We start from the raw sequence: 26,403 nt of genomic DNA, 5'->3' as shown, positions 1-26,403 counted from the left end.
GCAACAGGAAGAAGGACGGCACGATGACGACGGTTCCCCTGCCGACCGCCGACACCCGGTGGCGCTGCACGCTCTGCGGCAACCTGACCCGATTCGACGTGACGCGTTCCTCCAAGGTCGTGGAGTACGTCCATCTGGACCTCGCGGGAGACCCGACGGTCGAGGAGCGGCAGGTGGTCAGTGAGACCATCGAGTCGGTCCGCTGTCGCTGGTGCAACGCGGTGGATCAGATCGAACTGGTGGACAGGCCGGGCGCCGCCTCCTGAGGGACGGCGCGGACGACATAGGGGTGACGGATCGTGGAGCAGCCCGCGCACGGTGGAGAGCCGGCCGGCGCGGCAGGTGACGCTGCCGAGACGCTCGACCACCCACTGCCGGAAGGCGTACGGCGGCGGGTCGTCGCGCTGGTCGCCGACGCCTTCGGCGGGCTGACCGTCGCCGAGCTGCCCGCACCCCTGAGGCAGTACGCCCGGTTCACCGCGAGCCGGCGCGCCAAGTTCGCCGGGAACGCCATGGCGGCGGCCCTGGAGAGCGACCCGCTGTTCCGGCAGCGGATCGGCGAGCGCTTCAAGCAGGGCCAGCCCGAGCTGGCCGGAGCCGTCGAGACCGGCACCCCGCCGGCCGCGGCCGACCCCGTCGACGTGGCGGCCGCGGCCTATGTGCTGCGCCCGCCGGGCTGGGTCAAGCTGGTGGCCGCCGCGGGCGAGGAGGCGCTGCGCGTCGACGCCGAGCGGGCCGACGAGGCGGGCCGGCGCGAGCTGGAGCGGCTGCGCGAGGAACTCGCCGCCGCCCGGGACCGTTCGCGCGGCGAGAGCGAGCAGTTGCGCCACGATCTGGAGGCGGCCCGGAAGGAAGCGGAATCGCTTCACCGCAAGCTGCGCAGCGCCCAGAGCGACGTGAAGCGCGGCGAGGCCGCGCTGCGCCGCGCCCAGGGCGAGATCGACGCCGCGAAGGCGGAGGCGGCCGCCCAGGTGTCGTCCGCCGAGAGCGAGAGCCGGCGGCTCAAGGCCCGGCTCGGCGAGGTCGAGGCCGCCCTGGAGGCGAGCCGCAGGACCGCCCGTGAGGGGCGCTCGGTGGAGGACATGCGGCTGCGGCTGCTGCTCGACACCGTGCTCGACGCCGCCCAGGGGCTGCGCCGCGAACTCGCGCTGCCTCCCGTGTCGGTGCACCCGGCGGACACCGTGGACGCGGTGGAGCCGGGGCGGATGTCCCCGAAGGACATCGCGGCGCGGGCGCTCTCCGAGACCGACCCGGCGCTGCTCGACCAGCTCCTCGCGCTGCCGCAGGCCCATCTGGTCGTCGACGGCTACAACGTCACCAAGACCGGCTATCCGACGATGCCGCTGGAGAAGCAGCGGCTGCGGCTGCTCGGCAGTCTGTCGGCCCTCGCGGCCCGTTCGGGCGCCGAGGTCACCTGTGTCTTCGACGGGGCGGAGCTGGCGGCCCCGGTGCTCCTCGCGCCGCCGCGCGGGGTGCGGGTGCTGTTCTCCAAGCCGGGTGTGACCGCCGACGAGTTGATCCGTCAGCTGGTCCGGGCCGAGCCGCCGGGCCGGCCGGTCGTGGTGGTCTCCACCGACCGCGAGGTGGCCGACGGGGTGGCGAAGGCCGGGGCGCGGCCCGTGGCGTCCGCCTTGCTGCTGAAGCGGCTTTCGCGGCTCTCCTGATGCATCGCCGCACATCACAACTCTTGTGCTTTATGCCCGAATTCTGGAGGGCGGACGGTCAAGTACCCATCACTGCCTGTGTGGTGCGTGTAAATTAAGTGGTCCCTGAGCGATATTTTTGCCAGTGGGATTTGAACTGATCACAAGTTGGTCACTAGGGTCGGGGCTCGAACCTTCGCGCGGTTGATCACCCATCCGGGGTGGCGGCGGAGGAACCGCCTGCCCCTTACCGGTTGGGCGGCTCTGAGGAAGAAGGAGCTCGCCTTCGTGGCGTCCCACCGTCGACCCAAGCAGCCGAGCCGCATGCGCGTGACCGTACTCACCGCGACCGCGGCCGCCGCCGTAGCGCTCACCGCCCAGACGGGCGCCCAGGCGGCCCCCGCCAAGCCCTCGATCGACGAGGTGAAGTCGAAGGTCGACAAGCTGCACCACGAGGCCGAGGAGGCCACGGAGCAGTACAACCTCGCCGAGGAGCGCCGCGGGAAGCTGCAGCAGGAGATCGGCAACCTCCAGGACAAGGTGGCCCGAGGCCAGCAGGAGCTCAACACCCTGCGCGACCAGATCGGTTCGGTCGCCAGCGCCCAGTACCGCTCCGGCGGCATCGACCCGGCGCTCCAGCTCTTCCTCTCCGCCGACCCGGACACCTACCTCGACAAGGCGTCCGCGATCGACCAGCTGAGCGCCCAGCAGGCCGACGTCCTCACCTCGATCCAGGCCAAGCAGCGCAGCCTCGCGCAGCAGCGCGCCGAGGCCACCACGAAGCTCGAGGACCTCCAGGACGTCCGCAAGACGCTCGGCGAGAAGAAGAAGAAGTTCCAGGGCAAGCTGGCCGAGGCCCGCAAGCTCCTCAACACGCTGACCGAGGCCGAGCGGGCCAAGATGCGGCAGCAGGAGCAGGAGCAGGCACAGCGCGCCAGCCGCGCCGCCGGCGAGCGGATCGACCTCGGCAACGAGGCCCCCGCCTCCGGCTTCGGCGCCGCCGCGCTCAGCGCCGCCGCCACCCGCGTCGGCATGCCGTACGCGTCCGGCCACGAGGGCCCCAACTCCTTCGACTGCTCGGGTCTGACCCAGTGGGCCTACGGCAAGGCCGGCGTCAACCTCACGCGCACCACGTACACCCAGCAGAACGACGGCACGAAGATCGGCCGCAGCCAGCTCAAGCCGGGCGACCTGGTCTTCTTCAACGGCCTGTCGCACGTGGGTCTGTACGCGGGCAACAACACGGTCCTGCACGCCCCGTACTCGGGCGTCAACGTCCGCTACGAGTCCATGAACACCTTGGGCTCCTTCCAGTTCGGCGTCCGCATCGCCGGCTGACCCGCCCCGACGCGACCCGCGCAGCCGAACCGCCCAATCGGGTGGTTCGCCGCGACGCGAGCTGACCTGACGCCCCGCCGGTGACCTGTGATCTCCGGCGGGGCGTCACTTTGTGTGCACGGTGCCTTCGTTGGACGCGGACTGATCAGCGGCTACTGTCTGCCGCGCCAGTCAGCGTCGAGCCGAACGGAGCGCGATTCGTGGCGTCCCACCGCCGACCCGCCAGGGTCACCGTCCTCACCGCCGCCGCGGCCACCGCCGCGGCGACCCTCGGGGCCGTCCCCGCGAGCGCCGACCCCGGGGCCGGGTCCGCGGCCACCCGTGCCACGGTGGACCGCCTCTTCGAGGAGGCCGAGAAGGCCACCGAGGGCTACAACCGGGCGGACGAGAAGGCGGACGCGCTGCGCCGGACGGTCTCCCAGGCACAGGACAGCCTCGCCCGGGGCCAGGAGCGCATCAACCACATGCGGGGCGCGCTCGGTTCGGTCGCCGGCGCCCAGTACCGCTCCGGCGGCATCGACCCCGCCCTCGCCCTGCTGCTCTCCTCCGACCCGGACACCTACCTCGACCGGGCCTCCGCGCTCGACCGGATCACGGCCCGCCAGGGGGCCGCGCTCGGTGAGCTCCGGCGGGAGCAGCGCCGGCTGAGCCAGAAGCGGTCCGAGGCCCGGACGGCCCTGGTCGAGCTGGAGCGCAGCCGGGCCGAGGTCGCCCGCCACAAGCGCGTGGTCGAGGGCAAGCTCGCCGAGGCCCGCCGGGTGCTGGCGCGCCTCACCGTCGAGGAGCGCGCCGACTTCGACCGGGCCTCGCGCTCCGGCGGGCGCGCGGAGGAGCTGCCGCCGATGCCCGAGGCCGCCCCGGGCTCCTCACGGGCCGCCGCCGCGGTGATCGCCGCCCGCAGCGCGGTCGGCAAGCCGTACGTGTGGGGGGCGACCGGCCCCTCCGCCTTCGACTGCTCGGGCCTGATGGTCTGGTCGTACGGGAAGGCCGGGATCAGTCTGCCGAGGACCTCCTCCGCGCAGCGGTACGCGGGCCGGCAGGTGCCGCTCTCGCAGGCACAGCCCGGTGACCTCGTCACGTACCGCGGCGACGCCAGCCATGTGGGGATCTACGCCGGCAACGGCCAGGTCATCCACGCCCCCTACCCGGGCGCGCGGGTCCGCTACGACCCGGTGAACATGATGTCGCACGTGACGGTGACCCGGGTCTGAGGCGGATCCCGGCTCGGGCCCGAGGAGAGTCCCGGCCGGGGGCCTGCCCGGGTCCGAGCCCGCCTCCGGCCGGGTCCTGCCCGAGTCGGGGGCCGTGCGGGACGCGGTTCCCGCCGGTCCGACCGTACGATCGGAGGCGTGGCAGGTCAGGGGTGTGGAGCGCGGAGGCCGGCGACGGCCTGCCTGACGGCCCTGCTGCTGGTGCTCGTGGGACTCGTCGGCTGCGGTGCGCGCGCCGACCAGCCCGCCGACACGGCCGCCCGGGAGATCCAGGGGCTCCTCGACCGGCACGCCAGGGCGCTCCTCGACCGCGACCAGCCCGGCTACCTCGCCGCCGTCGACCCCTCGTACGCCCCGACCGCCCTCACCGTCTTCCGACGGCTCGCGACGGTTCCCGTCGACGGCTGGACCTACCGGCTCACCGGGGTCGAGCGCACGGCCGCCGACCGCGTCACCGTCCGCGCCGACCTCGGCTACCGGCTCCGGGACCACGACAAGCGGCCCGTCACCGGCGCCCGGGTCCTCGACCTGACCGAGCGGGACGGCCGCTGGTACGTGACCGGTGACCGTCCGGCGCGGGGCGCGCCCCGGCACCTCTGGGAGCAGGGCGACGTGGCGAGCGTCCGGGGTGCCCGCTCGCTCGTCCTCGGCGTCGGCCAGCAGCCCGAGCGGCTCCGGGAGATCGCCGCGGCGGCGGACCGGGCCGTTCCCGTCGTCTCCGCCGCCTGGCCCGGCGAGTGGGCCCGTGACGTGGTGGTCCTGGTCCCCGGGTCGCTGGCGGGGATGGGCGAGCTCCTCGGGGCGCCGGGGAACTCCTACCGGGGCATCGCCGCCGTCACCACGGGGGAGACCCGGGGCGGCGCGGACGCCCCCGCGGACCGGGTGATCGTGAACCCGGAGGCGTACGGGGTCCTCGGCGAGTTCGGCCGGCAGCTCGTCCTCACCCACGAGACCGTCCATGTCGCCACCCGTGCCGCCACCACCCCGTCGACCCCGGTCTGGCTCTCCGAGGGCTTCGCCGACTGGGTCGCCTACCGGGACGCCGACCGCACCGCCGCCCAGGCCGCCCCCGAACTGGGCCGCGCGGTCCGCGCGGGTGAGCTGCCCGCCCGGCTCCCGGAGGACCCCGACTTCGCCTTCGGCGCGGACGCGGAGGCGCTGGCCAGGGCGTACGAGGGCGGCTGGCTGGCCTGCGCGCTGATCGCGGACCGCTGGGGCGGGACGAAGCTGACCGACTTCTACCGTGCGGTGGGCGCGCACCCGGGCCGGGAGGGGGCCGTGGAGAAGGCCCTCCAGGAGGTGCTCGGCACCACCCCGGAGGAGTTCACCGCCGATTGGCGGGAGTACCTGGGGAAGCGGCTGGGGTAGCGCCCGTCCGCCGGATCCAGCGGCGGGCGGCGCCGGTACGGCGGGTTCAGGGACCGGCAGGTGGCTCCCGGCCGTCGAGTTCGGCCAGGGCCTCCGTCAGCCAGGCCTTCTCGGCCGTGCCCGTCGCGCGGGCGATCCGCAGCATGCCCCGGCGGAAGAGGTCGGGCTCCCGCTCGGCGGCGACCGGAGTCCCGTCCTCGTAGAAGAAGCTGGCCGGGGTGTTCAGGAACTCCTGGCGGCGGCGCAGCACGGCCGCCTGGTCCGCCGGGTCGGGCAGGTGGCCGAGGAAGGAGAGCAGCGTGAAGAAGCGCTGGCCGTCGGTGATCTCGGCGTCCTTGGGGGCGCGCAGCCTGGCGAACAGCTCCCGGCGTCCGTCGGCGGTGAGCGAGAGGGTCCGGCGCGGGGCCGCGCTCGCGCCCGGTTCCGTATGGCTGTCCACCAGACCGTTCTTCACCAGCCGGGTGATCGCCGGGTAGAGGGCGCCGTCGCTGACGGGGCGCACATGGCCGCTGAGGCCGTGGATGCGCTCCTTCAGCTCGTAGCCGTGCAGGGGCTTCTCGTAGAGGAAGCCCAGGATCGACAGCTCCAGCATCGGGCGGCCCCCTTCGTGCGCGTCGTCCGTGCTTGTCGTCGGACCGGTCGCCATGCTACCTCTTTTCGATGTGCCTCGAATCGAGGTACATCGAAAAGAGGGGGCCGTCGTCCATGTCCGCGCACCGCCGCACGCTCGTCCGGCTCGCCCGCCCGGTCTATCTCGAACTCCTCGCCGGCGTCGCCGCCGGCGTCATCAACGTCATCTGGGTCGCCCGGCTCGGCGGGGACGCCGTCGCCGCCGTCGCGGTCGCCACCAATGTCGAGAACCTGCTCCTCGGCGTCGTCCTCGTGGCGGGCTCCGGCACCACCGTGCTCGTCGCCCGTGCCCGGGGCGCCGACGACCCGGCCGCCGTCCGCGCCGCCGTCCGCGGCGGGGCCGCCCTCTGCGCCCTGCTCGTGCCGCCCGTGGCCGTCGGCGGGTACCTGCTGCGCGAACCGCTCGCCGCCCTGCTGCTGGGCGGCCAGGACCACCCCGCCCACGCCCTGGCCACCGCCTACTTCGCCGTCTCGCTCCCCGGCACCGCCGTCTTCTTCGCCGTCAACGTCCTCGACGGGATCCTCAAGGGCGCGGGCGACACCCGCACCCCGATGCGGCTCGCCTTCCTCGCCAACGGGCTGATCCTGGTCCTCGACCCGCTGCTCATCCAGGCGTACGGGGTACGGGGCGCCGCCCTCGCCACCGTCACCGGCCGGGCCGTCGCGCTCGCCGCCGGGCTGCTCGTCCTCCGGCGCGACCCCCTGGTCAGGGCCGCCCGCGCGGTCCGCCCGGCGGAGCGGACCGCCGCCGCCCTGCGCCGTACCCTCGGAACCGGTCTCCCCATGGGCGTCGACTTCGCGGTCCGGATGGCGGGCGCGCTCGCGCTCGTCTCCGTCGTGGCCCGGCTCGGCGTCACCGAGATCGCCGCCTACGGCATCGCCACCAAGGCCATGTACGTCGCGACCATGGCGTTCTACGCCGTCCGGCAGGCCGCCGCCATCCACAGCGCGCATCTGCTGGGGAGTGCGCGCGGTGTGCCCGGGCCCGCTCAGGAGCCCGGGCGCGTGCCACGGACCGACGCCGGCCTCGACGAGCGCCGTGCCGTCGGACGCCAGGCCCTGCTGCTCGGGGGCGTCCTCGGTGGGGGCGCCGCCGTGCTGCTGTTCCTCGGCGCGGGTCCCGTCATGCGGGTCTTCGGCGCCGAACCCGAGGTGGCGGAGGCGGGCGCCCTCTTCCTGCGCTGCCTCGGCCCCCATCTGCTGCTCACGGGCGGGTTCATCGCGCTCGCGGGGGTCTTCGAGGGCACCGGCGGGAGCCCGTACCTCGCCCGGATCACGATCGCCGGTGTCCTCGTCCAGCTGCCGCTCGCGCGCGGTCTCTCGGGGCTCGGACTGCCCGGTGTCTGTCTGGCCATGGCCCTGGCGACAGCGGCCCAGTGCGCGGCCCTAGGTCTCCTGTACCGCCGCACCCTCGGCGCCGCTCAGGAGAGCAGCGGCGCCGAGGAGGATCTACCGGGAACTACCGGGAATTCCTCTCGTCGGCCAGCCTGAGCAGCGTTATGCCGTTCCGCGACTCGACGATCCGGTATCCGGGGACGTCGGGGTCGGCCGATTCGAGGGCCTTGCCGGTCGCGCACTCCGGGTCCGAGGTGTCGGCGACGTCGTATATCAGCCACTCGGGTCGTTCCTTCGGCGGGAAGGAGCGGGGGAACAGGCATACCTCGCTGACCGAGGCCCGGTCGGCGAGCTGGGCGGCCAGGCGGTTCGACGCGGCCACGGTCGCGCCGTCGGGGATCCTGCCGAGCAGCTCGTCCGACGTCCTGACGTAGGCGGAGTCGCTCCATGTCCGGGGCAGTGCGACCTCGTGCAGGGGATGGGTGAAGAGCGTGACGCTCGTGGCCACCGCGCCGACGACGCAGGCGGGCATGAGTCTCCGCGCCGTCACACCGTTCGCGGCCGCGTGCACGGCGGCGGCGAAGGCGATGGGCATGAGGACCGCGCTGTAGTGGAATTCCATCCCCCAGTAGAAGGGGTTCGATCCCGTGAACCGCCAGGCCAGCGTCGGCAGCGCGACGAGCAGGATCGGCGACCGGAGGGCCAGGAAGCCGGTCGGGGCGACGATCATGAAGAGCGTCAGCCACTTGACCGGAGGCCAGAGGGCTCCGGCGGCCTGCGCCAGCATGCCGACCTCTTCGGCGGTCTCGGGCGGCAGATAGGCGAACTGCCCGAGGGGATTGAAGTACGGGAGGATCACCAGCATCTCCAGCGCCGTCGCGCCGGCCCCGAAGGCGGCGACGGCGAGCCCCGTCAGCCGCGGCCCCTTCCATGCCACATAGGCGCCGATCGCGGCGACCGTGAGACCCAGGTCCTCCTTGACCAGCACCAGCGGCAGGGACCAGAGGGCGGCCGCGCGCCACTGCTTCTGGCCGGCGGCACAGAGCGAGAGGGACAGGAGCGGCACCGCGAAGGAGACTTCGTGGAAATCGAAGTATATGAGTGAGGCAATTCCCCAGGATGCGCCGTACGAAACTCCGACCCAATAGGCGAAGTTCCGCCCCCTCGCTTTGTGCGCCCACTTCATCAGGGGAACTATGGAAAATGCCACGAGCGCTGCCTGACAGACGAGCAGCGTATAACTGGACGGGAATACCTTGTATATGGGCGCGAGCAGCGCGAGGATCGGATGGAAATGATCCCCGAGTGTGTTGTAGACGGGCCCCTTGAGATCGGAGTACGGGGCCGTGAACTCGGAGTAGGACCTCACGATCTGGGTGAAGATGCCCAGGTCGTACCCTGTCGTGAGGTTCGCCGCATGGCGCCGCGTCGACAGGAGCAGATACACCAGGAAGAAGGTGCCGGAAACCAGGAGCAGGGACTTGCCCGATATACCTGGCGAGACTTTCGGTACATCCTCTTCGGCGGCCCTCTCGCCGCCCTTCCCGTGCCGCTGAAGCGTGTCGACCGAGAGAATCGAGTTGTTCATGTCAGCAGAAGAACCTAACGGGAAGGCAAAGGTGCCCCAGGGTAGCACCAGTGCGTATCGGTGTTCGGGCCACTACCGCTCAGGCCGATCCGGCCAGGACCTTTTCCCGCTCGGGCCGACGCGTCTGCCCCGGGATGCGCACGACGCCGGCCTCGGTCACCGTGTGCCGCCACAGGGCGCGGCAGGCGGAGAAGGTGGCGACCACCAGGAGACCGTTGCGCAGGAACAGCACGCCGATGCCCAGCGGATCGCTCTGCGTCACATGGGAGAACCAGACGGGGAACTCGAACTGCGTCACGGCCGTCGCCCACAGCACCAGATGGGCGGGGCGCCGCATGCTCGTCGAGCGGTAGGCGAGACAGACCGCGGCGAGCCCGAACAGCCAGATCATGTACTGCGGTGAGATCACCCGGCTCGTCACGGTGAAGAGCAGCACGGCGACGAAGGCCGCGTCCGCCGTCGTCGACGAGGAGAACCGGCGCGCCTTGAACCGCCACACCGCCAGCCATCCGAACGCGGCGATCGTCAACGCCATCGCACCGGACGACACCCACGAGACGTAGGGGCCGAGGAACTCCATCGAGCCGTAGTTCATCCGGGCCTCGCCCTCCCAGCCGAAGTGCCGGGCCACGTGGAACACCATCGCCCCCAGCGACTCGACCTCCGTGCCCCGCTCGCTCTGGTACGAGAGGAAGGCCAGCGATCCCGGCATCCAGGCCGCGCACAGCAGCAGCACCGCACCCGCGGCGCCGGCCGCCACCGGCCAGGAACGCCAGGTCGCGCCGCCCTTCGGGGTGCCCACGAGCAGCAGTGCCGGCCACACCTTGAGGACGGCGCCGAAACCGGCGAGGACACCGAGCACACGGGGATCGCGGCGGACGGCCAGCAGGGCGGCCACGGCGACGGCCGTCACCATGACGTCATAGCGGGCGTACGCGGTCGGGCCGAGCAGGGGCACCGCCGCCAGCCACAGCCACGCACCCCGCATCGACCGGCCGGCGCGGCGGCCGGTGTGCAGGAGGAGGCCCATGACGAAGGCGTCACAGAGGAACGCCAGGACGAAGAAGGCCGTCGCGTAGCCGAGGAAGGGCAGCAGCACGGGAGAGAGGATCGCGAGCGCGGCGGCCGGCGGGTACTGCCAGGTCACGTCCGACCGGGGATACTCGCCGGTCCGCAGGACGTCGAACCAGCCCTGGTAGATCTGCCCGACCTCGGCCGTCGCGTCCGGTCCGGGGACCACCACGACCTTGAACACACACAGCAGGAGGATGATCCGGGTCAGGCCCCAGAGGCCGAGCGGGAGACGGAGACGCGTGCGTGATCCGGTGCCCACTGCCCCCGTCATACCTGTCCTGTTCCTTGTCCTGTCGGCCCGCTGCCGCGGGGGGATGGTGGTGCTGGGCGGTGGGTGCGCTCGCGGTACTGTCGGCCCCGATGCACAAGACCCTGATCGTAACCAACGACTTCCCGCCGCGTCCGGGCGGAATCCAGGCCTTCCTGCACAACATGGCCCTCCGCCTGGATCCCGACCAGATCGTGGTGTACGCCTCCACCTGGAAGCGCAGCCGCGAAGGGATCGAGGCGACGGCCGCGTTCGACGCCGAACAGCCTTTCACGGTCGTCCGGGATCGCACCACTATGCTGTTGCCCACACCTCGGGTCACGGCACGGGCCACCGCGCTCCTGCGCGAGCACGGTTGTGAGTCCGTCTGGTTCGGCGCGGCCGCGCCGCTCGGCCTGATGGCCCCCGCGCTGCGCAGGGCCGGCGCACGGCGAATCGTCGCCACCACACACGGGCACGAGGCCGGCTGGGCCCAGCTGCCCGCCTCCCGTCAGCTGCTCCGGCGGATCGGCGAGGGCACGGACACCATCACCTACCTCGGCGAGTACACCCGCTCCCGGATCGCGGCCGCTCTCACGCCCGCCGCCGCGGGCCGCATGAGGCAGCTGCCGCCGGGCGTCGACGAGAAGACCTTCCACCCCGACTCGGGCGGCGCCGAGGTCCGTGCCCGGCTCGGGCTCAGCGACCGCCCCGTGGTCGTCTGTGTCTCCCGGCTCGTTCCGCGCAAGGGCCAGGACACCCTGATCAGGGCCATGCCGCAGATCCTTCGCCAGGTGCCGGACGCGGTCCTCCTGATCGTCGGCGGCGGCCCGTACGAGAAGGATCTGCACCGTCTCGCCGCCGAGACCGGGGTGGCCGGATCCGTACGCTTCACCGGCGCCGTCCCCTGGTCGGAGCTGCCCGCCCACTACGGCGCCGGCGACGTCTTCGCCATGCCCTGCCGCACTCGGCGCGGCGGCCTCGACGTCGAGGGCCTCGGCATCGTCTACCTGGAGGCCTCCGCGACCGGCCTGCCCGTCGTCGCGGGCGACTCGGGCGGCGCCCCCGACGCGGTCCTCGACGGCGAGACCGGCTGGGTCGTCCGCGGCGAGTCCGCCGAGGACACCGCCGACCGCGTCAGCACCCTCCTCCTCGACCCCGAGCTCCGCGCCCGCATGGGCGAGCGGGGCCGTGCCTGGGTCGAGGAGAAATGGCGCTGGGACCTCCTCGCGGAGCGTCTCAAGGAGCTTCTGTAGCGAGCGTCCGGGGGGACGGAGGAAACGGCCGGAGGCCCGGGGCGGTGTCGCCCCGGGCCTCCGGCCGTACGTACGCCGGACCCGATCAGGCCCGGTAGATCGCCTCGATCTCGTCCGCGAAGTCCTTCGCCACCACGTTCCGCTTCAGCTTCAGCGACGGCGTGATGTGACCCGCCTCCTCCGTGAACTGCGCCGGGAGGATGCGGAACTTGCGCACCGACTCCGCCTTGGAGACCGCCGCGTTGCCGTCGTCGATCGCGCGCTGGACCTCCGCCACCAGGTCCGCGTCGTCGCGGAGAGTGACCGCCGTCGAGCCCGCCGGCTTGCCGTGCTCCGCGGCCCAGCGGCCCAGGAACTCCTCGTCGATCGTGACCAGCGCGCCCACGAACGGGCGGCCGTCGCCGACCACCATGCACTCCGCGACCAGCGCGTGCGCCCGGATCCGGTCCTCGATGACCGCCGGGGCGACGTTCTTGCCGCCCGCCGTCACCAGGATCTCCTTCTTCCGGCCGGTGATCGCGAGGTAGCCGTCCTCGTCGAGGGTGCCGATGTCGCCCGTGTGGAACCAGCCGTCCGCCAGCGCCTCGGCCGTCGCCGTCTCGTTGTTCCAGTACCGCGAGAAGATGTGCTCGCCGTGCAGCAGCACCTCGCCGTCGTCGGCGATCCGCACCACCGAACCCGGCAGCGGCTGACCGACCGTGCCGATCTTCTGCCGGTCCCACGGGTTGAACGCCGTCGCCGCGCACGACTCCGTCAGGCCGTAGCCCTCCAGGACCGTGAAGCCGATGCCCCGGAAGAAGTGACCGAGCCGCTCACCCAGCGGCGCGCCGCCCGAGATCGCGTACTCGCCGCGGCCGCCGAGCACCGCCCGCAGCTTGCTGAAGACCAGCTTGTCGAAGATCCTGTGCTTCAGCCTCAGGCCGAAGGACGGGCCCTGCGGGGTGCTCAGCGCCCTGCTGTACGCGATGGCCGTGTGCGCGGCCTTGTCGAAGATCTTGCCCTTGCCGTCGGCCTGCGCCTTGGCCCGCGCCGAGTTGTAGACCTTCTCGAAGACCCGCGGCACGCCCAGGATCAGGGTGGGCCGGAACGAGGCCAGCTCGTCCGTGAGGTTCTTGATGTCGGGGACGCAGCCGAGACGGATCGGCGCCATCACGGACGCGATCTCGACGAGCCGCCCGAAGACGTGCGCGGCCGGCAGGAACAGCAGCACCGAACACTCGCCCGTACGGAAGAGCGGCTTCAGTCGCTCCACCACGTTGCCGCACTCGGCGAAGAAGGCCCGGTGGGTCAGGACGCAGCCCTTGGGGCGGCCCGTGGTGCCCGAGGTGTAGACGATCGTCGCCGGGTCGTCCGCGTTCGCCGCCGACATGCGCGCGTCGAGCAGCTCGTCGGAGACGTCGAGGCCGGTGGCGGTCAGCCGCGCGACCGCGTCGTCCTCGATCTGCCAGATGCCCTTCAGCTCCGGCAGGTCCGCCCGTACGGACTCCACCGACTCCTGGTGCGCGGCGCTCTCGACGAGCACCAGCGTCGCGCCCGAGTCGCCGAGGATCCACTGGATCTGCTCCGGCGAGCTGGTCTCGTACACGGGCACGGTCACGCCGCCCGCGCTCCAGATCGCGAAGTCGAGGAGCACCCACTCGTACCGCGTGCGGGAGAGCAGCGCGACCCGGTCGCCCGGCTCGACGCCGGCCGCGATCAGGCCCTTGGCGGCCCCACGGACCTCCGCGAGGAACTGCGTCGCGGTCACATCCGTCCACACGCCGTCGACCTTGCGGCCCATGACGGCGACATCTGGGTGCTGGGAGGCGTTGCGGCGGATGAGATCCGTCAGGTTGCCGTCCGCGGGGACCTCGTACAGGGCCGGAAGGCTGAACTCGCGCAAGACTGCTGCTCCTCATCGGGCGCCGGCGCCACGGCTCTGTGTGATGCACCGGTGAAGTCCAAGAACTGGAGGTGCTCCGTGGGGGAGAGCACGACTGGACTGCCCGGACGTTACCCATCAGTACATGGTTCCGGATAGGGGGTTCCGGCCAGATGTTCCGTGCGTCACACATGTGTGGCGGTGCTCTCCGCACAGTAATCCACAGGTTTCCCGACTCGGAAGTAACCGCAGGTGACACCCCCTAAGGTGGGGCCCATGCGAGTCCATGTGGTCAGTGACGTGCACGGCAACGCCGGAGACCTCGCCAGGGCGGGGGACGGGGCCGACGCCCTGATATGCCTGGGGGACCTGGTCCTCTTCCTCGACTACGCCGACCACAGCCGCGGGATCTTCCCCGACCTCTTCGGCGTCGAGAACGCCGACCGGCTGGTCGAGCTGCGCACCGCCCGCCGCTTCGACGAGGCCCGTGACCTGGGGCGCCGGCTCTGGGCCGAGCTCGACGTCGACCGCGAGACGGCGATCGAGGGCGCGGTCCGCCGCCAGTACGCCGAACTCTTCGCCGCCTTCCCCACCCCCACGTACGCCACCTACGGCAACGTCGACATCCCCCGCTTCTGGCCCGAGTTCGCCCGGCCCGGGACGACCGTCCTCGACGGCGAGCGGGTCGAGGTGGGCGGCCTCGTCTTCGGCTTCGTCGGCGGCGGTCTGCGCACGCCGATGCGCACCCCGTACGAGATCTCCGACGAGGAGTACGCGGCGAAGGTCGAGGCGCTCGGCGACGTCGACGTCCTCTGCTCCCACATCCCGCCCGAGGTGCCGGACCTGACGTACGACACCGTGGCCCGCCGCTTCGAGCGGGGCAGCCGCGCCCTGCTCGACGCCATCCGGCGCACCCGGCCCCGCTACGCCCTGTTCGGCCACGTCCACCAGCCGCTGGCCCGGCGGATGCGGATCGCGTCGACCGAGTGCGTGAACGTCGGCCACTTCGCCTCGACGGGCAGGCCCTTCGCCCTGGAGTGGTGACGGGCCCCGCGTCGCAGCGCGATAGCCTTCCGTCGGCACGTCTGTGCCCCTTTGACTTCCGCCGGACGCACAGTGGAGGAGCCACCACGATGGCCGAACACACCAGCTCGAGCATCACCATCGAGGCGGCACCGGCCGACGTCATGGGCGTGATCGCCGACTTCGCCCGCTACCCCGAGTGGACGGGCGAGGTGAAGGAGGCCGAGGTCCTGGAGACCGACGAGGCCGGCCGCGCCGAGAAGGTCCGGCTGCTGCTCGACGCCGGCGCGATCAAGGACGACCACACCCTCGCGTACACCTGGACCGGCGGCAACGAGGTCAGCTGGACGCTGGTCAAGTCCCAGATGCTGAGGTCGCTCGACGGCTCGTACCGGCTGGCGCCGGTGGGCGGCGGTGACCGCACGGAGGTCACCTATCAGCTGACCGTCGACGTGAAGATCCCGATGCTCGGCATGATCAAGCGCAAGGCGGAGAAGGTCATCATCGACCGGGCGCTGGCGGGCCTGAAGAAGCGCGTCGAATCCGGCGCCTGAGCCCCGCGGGCGGCCGGTCACGTCCTCCCGTACGAGCGCCGGGAGGGCGCGGGTAACGTCCTCCGCATGCGGATCATCCTTGTCACCGGGTCCGGCGGCGCCGGTCGCACCACCGTCGCCGCCGCGACCGCCCTCGCCGAGGCGCGGGCGGGCCGCCGGGTCCTGCTCGTCTCCGAGGACGTCGAACCGCTCCCGGCCCAGGACGGACTCCGCGTCCTGCGCCCCCGCCCGGCCGGGGACTTCCGCCGCGAGTTCCTCGCCCTCCAGGCCCGCTCCTCCACCGCCCTCGACCTGCTGGGCGCCGTGCCCTTCGAGGACGCCGAGCTCACCGAACTCCCCGGCAGCCGCCAGTTCGCCCTGCTGCGCGCCCTGCGCGACGCCGCCGAGGGCGACCACGAGCTCGCCGTCGTCGATCTGCCGCCGCTCTCCGAGGCCCTCGCCCTCCTCGCCCTGCCCGAGCAGCTCCGCCGCTATCTGCGCCGCCTCCTGCCGCCGGAACGGCAGGCCGCCCGCGCCCTGCGCCCGATGCTCGCCCAGCTCGCCGGGGTCCCGATGCCCGCGCAGTGGCTGTACGAGACCACCGGGCGCTGGGAGACCGAGCTGGCCGCCGTCCAGGCCGTCGTCGACGCCCCCACCACCAGCGTCCGTCTTGTCCTCGAACCCGGCCCCGCCGCCGTCCGCGCCCTGCGCACCGCCCGGCTCGGCCTCGCCCTCCAGCGCCTGCCCCTCGACTCCGTCGTCGCCAACCGGCTGCTGCCCGCCGGCTCCGAGGACCCCTGGTTCGCCGGACTCACCACCCAGCAGCACCGGCACCTCGCGGAGCTCCGTACCGCCTCCGGCACCGCCGCCGCCGGCGGTACCGTCGACGAGCTGCCGCACCTCGGCCGGGACCCCCGCGGACCCGAGGACCTCGTGCTGCTCGCGCCCGCCCGGCGCCCGGCGGCCGTCCCCGACCCCGTACCGGCGTGGTCCGTCGAGGACCGCCGGGAGGAGGACGGCGTCCTGGTGTGGCACATCGGCCTCCCCGGGGCCGTCAAGGAGGATCTGTCCCTCGTCCGCAGGGGTGACGAACTGCTCCTGACCGTCGGCGCCTTCCGTCGCAACGTGCTCCTGCCGGCCGCCCTGCGCCGCTGCACCGTCACCGGCGCGGGACTCGTCGAGGGCGACCTCCGGGTGCGCTTCACGCCCGACCCCGGGCTCTGGCCCCGTACCCCCTGAGGGGGCGTGTACCGTCGAAGTACCAGCCAGTGAGGAGTACGCCATGAGCGATTCGGACGCCTGGGCCAAGGCGTGCGCCGAGGACCTGGAGGCGGAGAAGGCCCGCCGCCGGGCGCAGCGCGGCGCGGACACCGGCTCCGCCGCCGACGAGTTCCGCAAGCTCTTCGAGGCCGTGGCCGACAAGGTCTCCGGGGGCCTCGGGAACCCGCTGCTCGCGGGTCAGGCCGCGCAGACCGTGCAGCAGCTCGTCAGCCAGGCGAAGGCGGTCGTCGAGCCCGTCATCGAGCGCAACCCGCAGGTCTTCGACCACCTCGCCGCCGCCGGGAACGAACTGCTCGCCGCCTACCGCTCCGCCGTCGAGTCCCACGAGACCCGGTGGACGCGCGACGAGAAGGTGACCCCCGACGACCCGCGCGACCCGCGCCGGGACGCGGACGATTCGGGCGGCACGGCGGACAAGGGCACCGACGGGGACGCCGCTGACCACGACCGCAAGGACGACGAGGGGCCCGGAACCGGCCAGCACATCGACCTCGACTGATCGGGACGCCCGTCCCCCTCGGGTACGGTGGGCCTTAGCGGGGCTCGACCGAAAACTGAGGGACACATGGGACTCACCATCGGCGTCGACATCGGCGGCACGAAGATCGCGGCCGGCGTGGTCGACGAGGAGGGCAACATCCTCGACACGCACAAGGTGCCCACCCCGCCGACCCCCGAAGGCATCGTCGACGCGATCTGCGCCGCCGTGTCCGAGGCCGGCAAGGGCCACACGATCGAGGCCGTCGGCATCGGTGCCGCGGGCTACGTCGACGACAAGCGCGCCACCGTCCTCTTCGCGCCGAACATCGACTGGCGGCACGAGCCGCTCAAGGACAAGGTCGAGCAGCGGGTCGGCCTGCCCGTCGTCGTCGAGAACGACGCCAACGCGGCGGCCTGGGGCGAGTACAGGTTCGGCGCCGGCCAGGGCCACGAGGACGTCATCTGCATCACCCTCGGCACCGGCCTCGGCGGCGGCATCATCATCGGCAACAAGCTGCGCCGCGGACGCTTCGGCGTGGCCGCCGAGTTCGGCCACATCCGGGTCGTCCCGGACGGTCTGCTGTGCGGCTGCGGCAGCCAGGGCTGCTGGGAGCAGTACGCCTCCGGGCGCGCGCTCGTCCGCTACGCCAAGCAGCGCGCCAACGCCACCCCCGAGCGGGCCCAGGTCCTCCTCGGCCTCGGCGACGGCACCCCCGAGGGCATCGAGGGCCGGCACGTCAGCCAGGCCGCCCGCGCCGGCGACCCGGTCGCCGTCGACTCCTTCCGCGAACTGGCCCGCTGGGCCGGTGCCGGCCTCGCGGACCTGGCCTCGCTGTTCGACCCCTCGGCGTTCATCGTCGGCGGGGGCGTCTCGGACGAGGGCGATCTCGTCCTGGACCCGATCCGCAAGTCCTTCCGGCGCTGGCTGATCGGCGGCCAGTGGCGCCCGCACGCGCAGGTCCTCGCGGCCCAGCTCGGCAACAAGGCCGGTCTGGTCGGCGCGGCGGACCTCGCCCGCCAGGGCTGAGCGGTCCCTCGTACGACAACCGCCCGTCGCGTCCCTGTGGACGCGGCGGGCGGTTGTCGTACGTTACGTGTCATGGCGATCAGTGAGCTGCCCAACTCCCGCACCGAGGAGGACGGTTCGGCCGTCCTCCGGGTCCTCAGCTACAACGTGCGCTCGATGCGCGACGACGAGGACGCCCTCGCCCGGGTCATCCGGGCCTGCGACCCGGACCTCGTCTTCGTCCAGGAGGCCCCGCGCTTCTTCCGCTGGCGCAAACACGCCGCCCGGCTCGCCGCCAAGAGCGAGCTCGTGATGTTGAGCGGCGGCGCCACCGCGGCCGGACCGATGCTGCTCTGCTCCCTGCGGGCCACCGTGGAACGCACCGAGGACGTCCTGCTGCCCCTCACCCCGGGCCTCCACCGGCGCGGTCTCGCGACCGCCGTCGTCCGCTTCGGCGGAGCCCGGGTCGGTCTCGTCAGCTGCCATCTGAGCCTGCGGAAGGACGAGCGGTACGCCCAGGCCGGGATGGTCCTCGACCGGGTCGCCGCCCTGGGGACCCCGTACACCCTCGTCGCCGGGGACCTCAACGAACGACCCGACGGGCCCGCGTTCCGGCGGCTGGCGAAGGAACTCCGGGACGGCTGGGAGGTCAGCCCCTGGGGAGGCGAGCACACCTCGACCCCCGTCGATCCGCACCAGCGGATCGACGCGATCCTCGCCACCCCGGGGGTCGAATTCCTCGGCTGCGGGGTGCCGACGGACCTCGACCCGGCGGATCTGCGGGCCGCCACCGATCACCTTCCGGTGCTGGCGGCGGTGCGGGTGCCCGCGGTGTCCTGACGGCCGCGCCGGGATCGGCCGGGGAGACGGCCACCGGCCGGCGGGCGGAGTCCGGCGCGGCCGCCCGAAGCCCGCTCGGCGCCCCGGGCGCCGAGCGGTGCGAGGGCGGTGTCAGAAGGATCAGACGACCGCGCCGCGGCCCGGGTCGTCGAAGCCGTCGTCATCGTCGTCGTGCTTCATCCGACCCACCAGGGTCGCGAAGCCGCCGAGGAAGCCGCCGATGCAGAGCGTGGTCAGCCACCAGGTCATGTCCCAGCTGAGCAGTACGGCGACCAGCATCAGGACGGGGCCGCCGACCACGGCCAGCCAGGCGAACTTGGTCGTCACGTCCGCCTCGGGCAGCGGGGGCGGCTCCGGCGGTACGAAGTGGCCCTCGTCGGATCCGCCGGGCGCGTCCTCCGGGTCGGCGGGGGAGTAGTCGCGGGGGCCGGCGGGGCGGACGCCGGGCGCGAAGACGACGGAACTGCCGAGTGCGGGCCGCTCGGGACCCGCCTCGGGCTCCTCCTCCGACCCCGGCTCCTCGTCGGCCTCGGCTTCCGGCGACGTCCCGCCGGTCGTCGGCCTCGGCTTCCAGGGCGTGCCCTTCCCGGCGGCCGGCGCCGGCTTCACCGGCCGGACCTCCCCGGCGCCCTCGTCCTCGTCGCCGTCGGCCTCCGGCTCCGGGAGCGACAGGTTCTCGACGGTCCGGTACGGCTTCGCACCCGGCGGGTCCGCCGGCTCCTCGCCGTACCCCGCGACGATCGCGGCCCAGGCCGCCTCCTCGTCGATGGGCTGCGGCTCCCGCCCGCCGCCGTCCTGCTCCTCAGCCACCGCTCCTGCTCCCCTGTTCGTCGACCAGACCCGGCGCGAGACGCTCGACGAAGGCCAGGCTCTCGTCGAAGATCCGCTCCGCGTCATGGTCCAACGTCGCCACGTGGTAGCTCTGTTCCAGCAGGATCTCCTTGACGTCCGTCGAGGAGATCCGGGAGAGGATCCGGGCCGAGTCGACGGGCGGCACGACATGGTCCTGCGGGCTGTGGAGCAGTACCACCGGCTGCGTGACCTGCGGGAGCTCCGCGTCCACGGTCCGGAAGAACCGGCGCAGGGAGTGCGCCGCGTGCAGCGGCACCCGGTCGTAGCCGACCTCGGTGACGCCCTCCTTGGCGATGTCGCTGGCGATGCCCTTGGTCGAGGGGACCAGATGACGGGCGACCGGCAGCGCGTACGCCGCCAGGCCGTGCACCTTGTTGCCCGGGTTGACCAGGACGATGCCCTTCACGGCGTCCCCGTGCCGGGCGGCGAGCCGCAGGGTCAGCGCCCCGCCCATGGAGAGGCCGAAGACGAAGACGGTCGCGCACCGCTCCAGGAGCTCGCCCAGCGCCCGGTCGACCTCGGCGTACCAGTCGTGCCAGGTGGTGAGCTGCATGTCCTGCCAGCGGGTGCCGTGGCCGGGCAGCAGCGGCAGTGACACCGTCAGGCCGCGCGCGGCCAGATACTCGGCCCACGGGCGCATCGACTGCGGGGAACCGGTGAATCCGTGACAGAGAAGGACGCCGACCTCTCCGCCTTCATGGCGGTACGGCTCGGCTCCGGGAAGGACCGGCACCGGGGTCTCCTGTTCGCTCGACTTCGCGTTCGCCTTCGGGTGCGCCTTGGGTGCGCCGAAGCGACGGAAAATGGGGAAGGACCTTCACGGTACGCGACCGGACCGACACCGACCAGGGCCGTAGCGGGGGCCGTACGCCGGTACGGGATAAAGTCGTCGCCACGGCACACGGAAGGCATGGCGAGTTGATCTACGGCGCAATGAAGTTCTCCCTCGGAGGGTCCCTGAAGCTTGCCTTCCGTCCCTGGGTGGAGGGTCTGGAGAACATTCCCGCCGAGGGGCCCGCGATCCTGGCGAGCAACCACCTGTCGTTCTCCGACTCCTTCTTCCTGCCCGCCGTGCTCGACCGCAAGGTCACCTTCATCGCCAAGGCGGAGTACTTCACCTCGCCGGGTGTGAAGGGCAAGCTGACGGCCGCCTTCTTCAAGGGCGTCGGCCAGCTTCCGGTGGACCGTTCGGGTGCCCGCGGCGCGGGCGAGGCGGCGATCAAGGCCGGTATCGAGGTCATCGAGGGCGGCGGTCTCTTCGGGATCTACCCCGAGGGCACCCGCTCGCCCGACGGCCGCCTCTACCGCGGCAAGCCCGGCGGCCTCGCGCGCGTGGCCCTGGCCACCGGCGCGCCGGTGATCCCGGTCGCCATGATCGACACCGAGAAGATCCAGCCGCCCGGCAAGGTCGTCCCCAAGCTGATGCGCCCGGGGATCCGGATCGGCAAGCCGCTGGACTTCACCCGCTACCAGGGCATGGAGGGGGACCGCTTCATCCTCCGCTCGGTGACCGACGAGGTCATGTACGAGATCATGAAGCTGTCCGGCCAGGAGTACGTCGACATCTACGCGACCGCCGCCAAGCGGCAGATCGCGGACGCGGAGAAGGCGGCCAAGGAGGCCGTGAAGGCCGAGATCGCCGCTCGGGAAGAGTCCGGCGCGTAGGCGTCCGGCGGTCAGCCGTCCCGTACGGGACGGCCGGGGGTGGGGGAGATGGCCAAGCGCGAGCGTGTCGTGCGCATGTCGGTCGAGCAGCCGTTGTGGCGGGCGCTGACCGGCTACCGCGTCCTGACCATGGTCTACGCGGTCCTGCTGTTCGCGTTCGGCCGTGACCGGTACGAGCGGCCCTGGATCGCCGTCGCCTTCCTGGCGGTGATGTGCGTCTGGACCCTCGCGACCCTCCCCAAGGTGGCGAACGCGGCCAGCTGCACCAAGCGCTTCCTCGGCGCCGACCTCACCATCGCCCTCGTCGGCATCCTCCTCACCCCGCTCGCCGACGCCCACGCCCAGACCATCGAGGGCCCCACCCTGCCGTCGATATGGACCGCCGGATCCGTCCTCGCGTACGCGATCAAGGGCGGCTGGCGCTGGGCCGGCGTCGCCTCCTCCCTCGTCGCCGTCGCCAACCTCGTCGAACGCGGCCACCCCAGCCGGGACACCCTCCACAACGTCCTGCTCGTCTGGGTGGCCTCCATCGCCATCGGATACGTCGTCGAGGTCGCCCGCGCCTCCGAGCGCACCCTCGCCCGCGCCCTGGAGATCGAGGCCGCCACCCGCGAGCGGGAGCGGCTCGCCCGCGACATCCACGACAGCGTCCTCCAGGTCCTCGCGATGGTGCAGCGGCGCGGCACCGCCCTCGGCGGCGAGGCCGCCGACCTCGGGCGGATGGCGGGGGAGCAGGAGGTGGCCCTCCGGACCCTCGTGGCCGGCGGCCTCAGCCGCCCCAGCCTGGTCTCCGAGGACGAGTCCGAGGGCGCCGTCGTCCGGGTCGTCGAGGTGGAGGAGGACCACGACGACGACTCGCCCGTGGACCTCAGGCTGCTGCTCGCCCCGCGCGCCGGGGCGAAGGTCACCCTCTCCGAACCGGGCGCGCCCGTGCTCCTCGCACCGCCCGCCGCCCGTGAGCTGGCCGCCGCCGTCGGCGCCGCCCTGGACAATGTGCGGGTGCACGCGGGGGAGGACGCGAACGCCTGGATCCTCGTCGAGGACTGGCCCGACGAGGTGATCGTCACCGTCCGGGACGACGGCCCCGGCATCCCGGAGGGCCGCCTCGCGGAGGCGTGGGGCGAGGGCCGGATGGGCGTCGCCCTCTCCATCCGGGGGAGACTGCGGGATCTGGGCGGCTCGGCCGAGCTGATCTCGGTCCCCGGACAGGGCACGGAAGTCGAGTTGAAGGTTCCACGGGGGAAGGCAGGACAAGGAAGATGAGCGAGCAGCAGCAGATCAGAGTGATGGTCGTGGACGACCACCCGATGTGGCGGGACGCGGTCGCCCGCGACCTGGCCGAGGCGGGCCTGGACGTGGTCGCCACGGCGGGCGACGGCGAGCAGGCGGTGCGCCGCGCCCTCGCGGTCATGCCCGACGTCCTCGTCCTGGACCTGAACCTGCCGGTGAAGCCGGGCGTCCAGGTGTGCAAGGAGCTCGTCGGCGGCGGACCGGGGCTGCGGGTCCTGGTCCTCTCGGCGAGCGGCGAGCACGCGGACGTCCTGGAGGCGGTCAAGTCCGGCGCCACCGGCTACCTGCTCAAGTCGGCGAGTACGGAGGAGCTGATCGACGCCGTGCGGCGGACGGCCGTCGGCGACCCCGTCTTCACCCCCGGCCTCGCCGGACTGGTCCTCGGCGAGTACCGCAGGCTCGCGACCGAGCCCGCCCCGTCGGCCGGCGCCCACGAGCCGAAGGCCCCGCAGCTGACCGAGCGCGAGACGGAGGTCCTGCGGCTCGTCGCCAAGGGCCTCAGCTACAAGCAGATCGCCGAGCGCCTGGTGATCTCGCACCGCACGGTGCAGAACCACGTCCAGAACACCCTCGGCAAGCTCCAGCTGCACAACCGGGTGGAACTCGTCCGGTACGCCATCGAGCGGGGCCTCGACGACGCCTGACGCGACGGCACGGTGCGCCTGTGTGCCGGGCACGGCGCGATGAGGGGCCGTATATTCGCACGTATCGCGGATATACGGCCCATTCGTCACCTTGAGGGGAATCTCGTGGAAATCCTGGCATTCGGCGTGCAGGCGGACGAGAAGCCCCTCATCGAGAAGGCCTTCGCCGGCCACCACGACGTCCGCTGTCTGAGCGTCTTCCTCACCGAGGACACCGCGCCCATCGCCGCCGGCTACGAGATCGTCTCCACGAGCGTCAACGCCAGCCTGGACCACCGCGTCCTGCAGACCCTCGCCGCCGGCGGAACCCAGATGATCGCCCAGCGCTCCACGGGCTTCAACAACATCGACCTGGAGGTCGCCGAGCGGCTCGGCCTCACCGTCGCCCGGGTCTCGTACTACTCGCCCTACTCCGTCGCCGAGTTCGCCTGGACCCTCGCCATGGCCGTCAACCGCCGGATCGTCCGCGCCTCCAACCGGACCCGCGACTTCGACTTCCGGCTCGACGGACTGATGGGCCGTGACCTGCGGGGCCGTACCGTCGGCGTCCTCGGCACGGGCAAGATCGGCGAGGCCTTCACCCGGATCGCGCACGGCTTCGGCATGAACCTCCTCGGCTGGGACGTCGCCGAGAACCCCGCCTGCGTCGACCTCGGCATGAAGTACGTCGAGAAGGAGCGGCTCCTCGCCGAGGCCGACCTCGTCAGCCTCCATGTGCCGCTCCTCCCGTCCACCCAGCACCTCATCGACGCCGCCGCCCTCCGGTCGATGAAGGACGACGTCATCCTGGTGAACTCCAGCCGCGGCGGACTCATCGACACCGAGGCGCTCGTCGCCGAACTCCGGGCCGGCCGCTTCGCGGGCGTGGGCCTCGACGTGTACGAGGCGGAGGCCGGGCTCTTCTTCCTCGACAAGTCCCTGGAGGTCGTCGAGGACGACACCCTGGCCCGTCTGGTGACCTTCCCGAACGTGGTGGTCACCTCGCACCAGGCGTACTACACCGAGGACGCCGTCGGCCAGATCATCGACACCACCGTCCGGAACGTCCTCGACTACACCGCGGGACGGCGCAGCGAGAACGTCCTCGTCCCGAGGATCTCCTAGACCGGTACGCCGGGACCGGCACGCCCGGACCGGTACGCCGGGACCAGCGGACCGATACGCCTAGACCAGCACGCCGGCGAGGAGCGAGGCCGTCAGGGCCGCGCCGTCCGTCGTCAGCACCGACTCGGGGTGGAACTGCACCCCGGCGAAGCCCGGCCCCCGCAGCGCGTGCACCTCGCCGGTCTCCGCGTCCCGGCTCACCTCGATCCGGTGCAGGGCCAGCTCGGTCGCCGTCCGGTCGTCGCAGCGGGCGGTGAAGCTGTTGTAGAAGCCCACCCTCCGCTCCTGCCCGAACAGGTCGATCCGCATCTGGGCCCCCTGGAACGGGATCCGCTTGCGGACGATCTCCAGGCCCAGCTCGGCGGCGATCAGCTCGTGCCCGAGGCAGACACCGAGGAGACCGTGCCGGTGCTCCCGGACCAACTCGGCCGTCAGCCCGCGCAGGAAGCGCATCTTGGGATCGGCGGCGTCGGAGGGGTTCCCGGGACCGGGGCCGAGGACCACCGGACCCTCATGGGCGAGCGCGAGCTCGCGCAGTCCCGGCTCGTCGTAGCGGAGCACGGACACGTCGAGGCCCGAGGAGCGCAGCACGTGCGCGAGCATCGCCGTGAAGGTGTCCTCGGCGTCGATCACCAGGGCGTGGCCCGACAGTTCGGCCGAGCGGACCTGCATCCTCAGCCAGAACGGCGCGAGATCGGCCCGGCGCGCGTCCAGGGCGGCCCGTACCCGGGGATCGTCGGCGAGCGGCGTGGTGGCCGGTGCCGTACCTCCGGCCGGCCTGCCCTCCCGCACCCCGAGCGCGGTGAGCACCCCGGCCGCCTTGGCGTGGGTCTCGGCTACCTCGCCCGCCGGGTCCGAGTGCCGTACGAGCGTGGCGCCGACCGGCACCTTGAGCCGCCCGTCCGCCGCGATGTCGGCCGTACGGATCAGGATGGGGGAGTCCAGGGTCTGGGCGCCGCTCTCGTCCGTACCGATCAGGGCGAGGGCACCCGCGTAGTAGCCGCGGCCGCCCACCTCGTGACGCTCGATCACCCGGCAGGCGTTCTGCACCGGCGAACCGGTCACCGTCGCCGCGAACATCGTCTCCCGCAGCACCTCCCGCACGTCCAGGCTGGAGCGGCCCCGCAACTCGTACTCGGTGTGCGCGAGATGGGCCATCTCCTTCAGCCGCGGACCGATCACCACCCCGCCCATGTCGCCGACCGTGCACATCATCTTGAGTTCCTCGTCGACCACCATCGACAGCTCCTCGGTCTCCTTGCGGTCGGCGAGGAAGGCGAGCAGGCCCTCGGTGGTCGGGGCGGCCCCGGCCGGGTAGCGGTACGTGCCGCTGATCGGGTTCATGACGACCGTGCCTCCCGACATCCGCACGTGCACCTCGGGGCTCGCTCCGACCAGGGTCCGGTCGCCGGTGTGCACGACGAAGGTCCAGTACGCGCCCCGCTCACCGGCGAGCAGCCGCCGGAACAGGGCCAGCGCGTCGGCCCGCCCGAAGCCCGGGATCTCCCCGGTGTACGTCCGACGGATGACGAAGTTCGCGCCCTCGCCGGAGCCGATCTCCTCGTCGACGACCCGTCGCACGATCCCGGCGTACTCCTCGTCGGAGACGTCGAACCCGCCGTTCTCGACGCGTACGTCGTGCGCCGGGAGCTGCCGGAGGGCCTCGGCGAGCGGCAGCTCGTAGGACTCCTCGGCGACGAGCACGGAGAGCGGGGTGCCGTCGTCGCGGACGTCGAAGCCGCGCTCCCGGATCTGCCGGAAGGGCACCAGGGCGAGCGTCGGCAGCGGTCCTACGGGCAGCTCCGCAAGGCGCTCGGCCTCGTGGACCCGGCCGATCAGGACCTCGACGGTGTCGTGGTCATGGCCGGGGGTACGGCGGCGCAGCAGGGCGAAGGGCGGGCAGGAGGGGTCGAGGAGACGGGAGAGGTCCATGAGGTGTGGCGTTCCTTCCGGGTGGAGTACGGAGAGGAACGGCCCCGGGTACGAGAAAGGCCGCCCCTCGGGCGGCCTTCGCGTGTCTGTCGATGTACGCGCAATCAGTGGGCCGCCGGATGAGCGGTCCACCACCAGTTCTGGATCTGCGAGGCGTACATGCGAGCACTGTAACCCAGCCGGACACGAGAACGGGGCCCGG

At 72.4% G+C, this 26,403-nt stretch carries 25 protein-coding genes; 17 read left to right on the top strand and 8 right to left on the bottom strand.

Translation table 11 applies throughout. From position 1 onward, the window contains the following. The first annotated feature begins 23 nt into the window (after positions 1–23). The 5 genes from ACIP8Z_RS30520 (at position 24) to ACIP8Z_RS30500 (ending at position 5,560) form a co-directional block, all read left to right on the top strand. Entirely contained in the window at positions 24–266 is a 243-nt protein-coding gene (locus ACIP8Z_RS30520) for a hypothetical protein (RefSeq protein ID WP_030314394.1), read from the top strand. A gap of 33 nt (positions 267–299) precedes the next feature. Further along, positions 300–1,664: an NYN domain-containing protein gene (locus tag ACIP8Z_RS30515; protein WP_402089237.1), complete on the top strand. Its 1,365-nt coding sequence runs from the start codon at positions 300–302 to the stop codon at positions 1,662–1,664. A gap of 267 nt (positions 1,665–1,931) precedes the next feature. Beyond that, positions 1,932–2,981, top strand: coding sequence for an NlpC/P60 family protein (locus ACIP8Z_RS30510; RefSeq protein WP_402089234.1), 1,050 nt, complete (start codon positions 1,932–1,934; stop codon positions 2,979–2,981). A gap of 200 nt (positions 2,982–3,181) precedes the next feature. Beyond that, entirely contained in the window at positions 3,182–4,192 is a 1,011-nt protein-coding gene (locus ACIP8Z_RS30505) for an NlpC/P60 family protein (RefSeq protein WP_402089231.1), read from the top strand. Positions 4,193–4,330: 138 nt separating this feature from the next. Beyond that, a complete protein-coding gene (locus ACIP8Z_RS30500) occupies positions 4,331–5,560 on the top strand; it encodes a hypothetical protein (RefSeq protein WP_402089228.1) in 1,230 nt (409 codons plus the stop codon). A 46-nt stretch (positions 5,561–5,606) separates the two neighbouring features. Here ACIP8Z_RS30500 and ACIP8Z_RS30495 read toward each other — a convergent pair whose 3' ends face one another. Further along, positions 5,607–6,152 carry a PadR family transcriptional regulator gene (locus ACIP8Z_RS30495; protein ID WP_402089413.1) on the bottom strand — a complete coding sequence of 182 codons (546 nt, stop codon included), beginning with the start codon at positions 6,150–6,152 and terminating at the stop codon, positions 5,607–5,609. Positions 6,153–6,265: 113 nt separating this feature from the next. Here ACIP8Z_RS30495 and ACIP8Z_RS30490 point away from each other — a divergent pair, with 113 nt between their 5' ends. Next, positions 6,266–7,681, top strand: a complete 1,416-nt coding sequence (locus tag ACIP8Z_RS30490; RefSeq protein ID WP_402089225.1) for an MATE family efflux transporter — start codon at positions 6,266–6,268, stop codon at positions 7,679–7,681. Here the strand turns inward: ACIP8Z_RS30490 and ACIP8Z_RS30485 are convergent. Beyond that, on the bottom strand, positions 7,650–9,113 hold the full coding sequence (locus tag ACIP8Z_RS30485; RefSeq protein ID WP_402089222.1) for a DUF2079 domain-containing protein: 1,464 nt from the start codon (positions 9,111–9,113) through the stop codon (positions 7,650–7,652). The two genes, ACIP8Z_RS30490 and ACIP8Z_RS30485, sit on opposite strands and share 32 nt — an antisense overlap. 79 nt (positions 9,114–9,192) lie before the next feature. Beyond that, entirely contained in the window at positions 9,193–10,458 is a 1,266-nt protein-coding gene (locus ACIP8Z_RS30480; protein WP_402089219.1) for a glycosyltransferase 87 family protein, read from the bottom strand. Between the two features lie 89 nt (positions 10,459–10,547). Here ACIP8Z_RS30480 and ACIP8Z_RS30475 point away from each other — a divergent pair, with 89 nt between their 5' ends. Next, positions 10,548–11,690, top strand: coding sequence for a glycosyltransferase family 4 protein (locus ACIP8Z_RS30475; protein WP_402089216.1), 1,143 nt, complete (start codon positions 10,548–10,550; stop codon positions 11,688–11,690). 85 nt (positions 11,691–11,775) lie between these two features. Here the strand turns inward: ACIP8Z_RS30475 and ACIP8Z_RS30470 are convergent, their stop codons facing one another. Beyond that, positions 11,776–13,572 carry an AMP-dependent synthetase/ligase gene (locus ACIP8Z_RS30470; RefSeq protein ID WP_402089213.1) on the bottom strand — a complete coding sequence of 599 codons (1,797 nt, stop codon included), beginning with the start codon at positions 13,570–13,572 and terminating at the stop codon, positions 11,776–11,778. 255 nt (positions 13,573–13,827) lie between these two features. Between ACIP8Z_RS30470 and ACIP8Z_RS30465 the strand changes: the two genes are divergently transcribed. From ACIP8Z_RS30465 to ACIP8Z_RS30440, 6 genes are all read left to right on the top strand, one after another. Next, entirely contained in the window at positions 13,828–14,595 is a 768-nt protein-coding gene (locus ACIP8Z_RS30465) for a metallophosphoesterase (protein WP_402089210.1), read from the top strand. An 89-nt stretch (positions 14,596–14,684) separates the two neighbouring features. After that, complete coding sequence (locus ACIP8Z_RS30460; RefSeq protein ID WP_319308746.1) at positions 14,685–15,128, top strand: SRPBCC family protein; 444 nt, start codon at positions 14,685–14,687, stop codon at positions 15,126–15,128. A gap of 66 nt (positions 15,129–15,194) precedes the next feature. Continuing rightward, complete coding sequence (locus tag ACIP8Z_RS30455; RefSeq protein ID WP_402089206.1) at positions 15,195–16,346, top strand: ArsA-related P-loop ATPase; 1,152 nt, start codon at positions 15,195–15,197, stop codon at positions 16,344–16,346. A 43-nt stretch (positions 16,347–16,389) separates the two neighbouring features. Continuing rightward, positions 16,390–16,887, top strand: a complete 498-nt coding sequence (locus ACIP8Z_RS30450) for a DUF5304 domain-containing protein (RefSeq protein WP_402089203.1) — start codon at positions 16,390–16,392, stop codon at positions 16,885–16,887. A gap of 66 nt (positions 16,888–16,953) precedes the next feature. Beyond that, a complete protein-coding gene (locus ACIP8Z_RS30445; RefSeq protein WP_030314421.1) occupies positions 16,954–17,895 on the top strand; it encodes an ROK family glucokinase in 942 nt (313 codons plus the stop codon). Positions 17,896–17,967: 72 nt separating this feature from the next. After that, on the top strand, positions 17,968–18,714 hold the full coding sequence (locus ACIP8Z_RS30440) for an endonuclease/exonuclease/phosphatase family protein (RefSeq protein WP_402089200.1): 747 nt from the start codon (positions 17,968–17,970) through the stop codon (positions 18,712–18,714). Between the two features lie 120 nt (positions 18,715–18,834). Here ACIP8Z_RS30440 and ACIP8Z_RS30435 read toward each other — a convergent pair whose 3' ends face one another. Together ACIP8Z_RS30435 and ACIP8Z_RS30430 are read right to left on the bottom strand one after the other, a co-directional pair. Then, a complete protein-coding gene (locus ACIP8Z_RS30435; protein WP_402089197.1) occupies positions 18,835–19,524 on the bottom strand; it encodes a hypothetical protein in 690 nt (229 codons plus the stop codon). Then, the gene (locus ACIP8Z_RS30430; protein WP_402089194.1) at positions 19,517–20,299 is read right to left on the bottom strand and encodes an alpha/beta hydrolase; all 783 of its coding nucleotides are present in this window, start codon (positions 20,297–20,299) and stop codon (positions 19,517–19,519) included. Before ACIP8Z_RS30430 ends, ACIP8Z_RS30435 begins: the two co-directional genes overlap by 8 nt. A gap of 200 nt (positions 20,300–20,499) precedes the next feature. On the opposite strand from ACIP8Z_RS30430, the gene ACIP8Z_RS30425 reads away from it, so the two are divergent. The 4 genes from ACIP8Z_RS30425 (at position 20,500) to ACIP8Z_RS30410 (ending at position 24,269) form a co-directional block, all read left to right on the top strand. Beyond that, on the top strand, positions 20,500–21,231 hold the full coding sequence (locus ACIP8Z_RS30425) for a 1-acyl-sn-glycerol-3-phosphate acyltransferase (protein ID WP_150160133.1): 732 nt from the start codon (positions 20,500–20,502) through the stop codon (positions 21,229–21,231). A 48-nt stretch (positions 21,232–21,279) separates the two neighbouring features. Next, positions 21,280–22,494, top strand: coding sequence for a MacS family sensor histidine kinase (gene macS / locus ACIP8Z_RS30420; RefSeq protein ID WP_402089191.1), 1,215 nt, complete (start codon positions 21,280–21,282; stop codon positions 22,492–22,494). Next, on the top strand, positions 22,491–23,165 hold the full coding sequence (locus ACIP8Z_RS30415; RefSeq protein WP_402089188.1) for a response regulator: 675 nt from the start codon (positions 22,491–22,493) through the stop codon (positions 23,163–23,165). Before macS ends, ACIP8Z_RS30415 begins: the two co-directional genes overlap by 4 nt. A 105-nt stretch (positions 23,166–23,270) precedes the next feature. Further along, positions 23,271–24,269 carry a 2-hydroxyacid dehydrogenase gene (locus ACIP8Z_RS30410; protein ID WP_402089185.1) on the top strand — a complete coding sequence of 333 codons (999 nt, stop codon included), beginning with the start codon at positions 23,271–23,273 and terminating at the stop codon, positions 24,267–24,269. 60 nt (positions 24,270–24,329) lie between these two features. Here ACIP8Z_RS30410 and ACIP8Z_RS30405 read toward each other — a convergent pair whose 3' ends face one another. Together ACIP8Z_RS30405 and ACIP8Z_RS30400 are read right to left on the bottom strand one after the other, a co-directional pair. Next, complete coding sequence (locus tag ACIP8Z_RS30405; protein ID WP_402089182.1) at positions 24,330–26,201, bottom strand: anthranilate synthase family protein; 1,872 nt, start codon at positions 26,199–26,201, stop codon at positions 24,330–24,332. 104 nt (positions 26,202–26,305) lie between these two features. After that, complete coding sequence (locus ACIP8Z_RS30400; RefSeq protein ID WP_073917353.1) at positions 26,306–26,362, bottom strand: trp operon leader peptide; 57 nt, start codon at positions 26,360–26,362, stop codon at positions 26,306–26,308. Positions 26,363–26,403 lie beyond the last annotated feature (41 nt).

It is taken from the genome of Streptomyces sp. NPDC088553 (assembly GCF_044752965.1).
Classification (GTDB): domain Bacteria; phylum Actinomycetota; class Actinomycetes; order Streptomycetales; family Streptomycetaceae; genus Streptomyces.
This window is presented reverse-complemented; position numbering and strand designations above follow the sequence as displayed.

What these genes read in the sequence shown, in the direction of transcription:
- ACIP8Z_RS30520 (WP_030314394.1), top strand. Translation starts at nt 24, where the DNA reads ATGACGACGGTTCCCCTGCCGACCGCCGACACCCGGTGGCGCTGCACG.
- ACIP8Z_RS30495 (WP_402089413.1), bottom strand. Translation starts at nt 6,152, where the DNA reads ATGCTGGAGCTGTCGATCCTGGGCTTCCTCTACGAGAAGCCCCTGCAC.
- ACIP8Z_RS30490 (WP_402089225.1), top strand. Translation starts at nt 6,266, where the DNA reads ATGTCCGCGCACCGCCGCACGCTCGTCCGGCTCGCCCGCCCGGTCTAT.
- ACIP8Z_RS30485 (WP_402089222.1), bottom strand. Translation starts at nt 9,113, where the DNA reads ATGAACAACTCGATTCTCTCGGTCGACACGCTTCAGCGGCACGGGAAG.
- ACIP8Z_RS30480 (WP_402089219.1), bottom strand. Translation starts at nt 10,458, where the DNA reads ATGACGGGGGCAGTGGGCACCGGATCACGCACGCGTCTCCGTCTCCCG.
- ACIP8Z_RS30475 (WP_402089216.1), top strand. Translation starts at nt 10,548, where the DNA reads ATGCACAAGACCCTGATCGTAACCAACGACTTCCCGCCGCGTCCGGGC.
- ACIP8Z_RS30465 (WP_402089210.1), top strand. Translation starts at nt 13,828, where the DNA reads ATGCGAGTCCATGTGGTCAGTGACGTGCACGGCAACGCCGGAGACCTC.
- ACIP8Z_RS30460 (WP_319308746.1), top strand. Translation starts at nt 14,685, where the DNA reads ATGGCCGAACACACCAGCTCGAGCATCACCATCGAGGCGGCACCGGCC.
- ACIP8Z_RS30455 (WP_402089206.1), top strand. Translation starts at nt 15,195, where the DNA reads ATGCGGATCATCCTTGTCACCGGGTCCGGCGGCGCCGGTCGCACCACC.
- ACIP8Z_RS30450 (WP_402089203.1), top strand. Translation starts at nt 16,390, where the DNA reads ATGAGCGATTCGGACGCCTGGGCCAAGGCGTGCGCCGAGGACCTGGAG.
- ACIP8Z_RS30445 (WP_030314421.1), top strand. Translation starts at nt 16,954, where the DNA reads ATGGGACTCACCATCGGCGTCGACATCGGCGGCACGAAGATCGCGGCC.
- ACIP8Z_RS30440 (WP_402089200.1), top strand. Translation starts at nt 17,968, where the DNA reads ATGGCGATCAGTGAGCTGCCCAACTCCCGCACCGAGGAGGACGGTTCG.
- ACIP8Z_RS30425 (WP_150160133.1), top strand. Translation starts at nt 20,500, where the DNA reads ATGAAGTTCTCCCTCGGAGGGTCCCTGAAGCTTGCCTTCCGTCCCTGG.
- macS (WP_402089191.1), top strand. Translation starts at nt 21,280, where the DNA reads ATGGCCAAGCGCGAGCGTGTCGTGCGCATGTCGGTCGAGCAGCCGTTG.
- ACIP8Z_RS30415 (WP_402089188.1), top strand. Translation starts at nt 22,491, where the DNA reads ATGAGCGAGCAGCAGCAGATCAGAGTGATGGTCGTGGACGACCACCCG.
- ACIP8Z_RS30405 (WP_402089182.1), bottom strand. Translation starts at nt 26,201, where the DNA reads ATGGACCTCTCCCGTCTCCTCGACCCCTCCTGCCCGCCCTTCGCCCTG.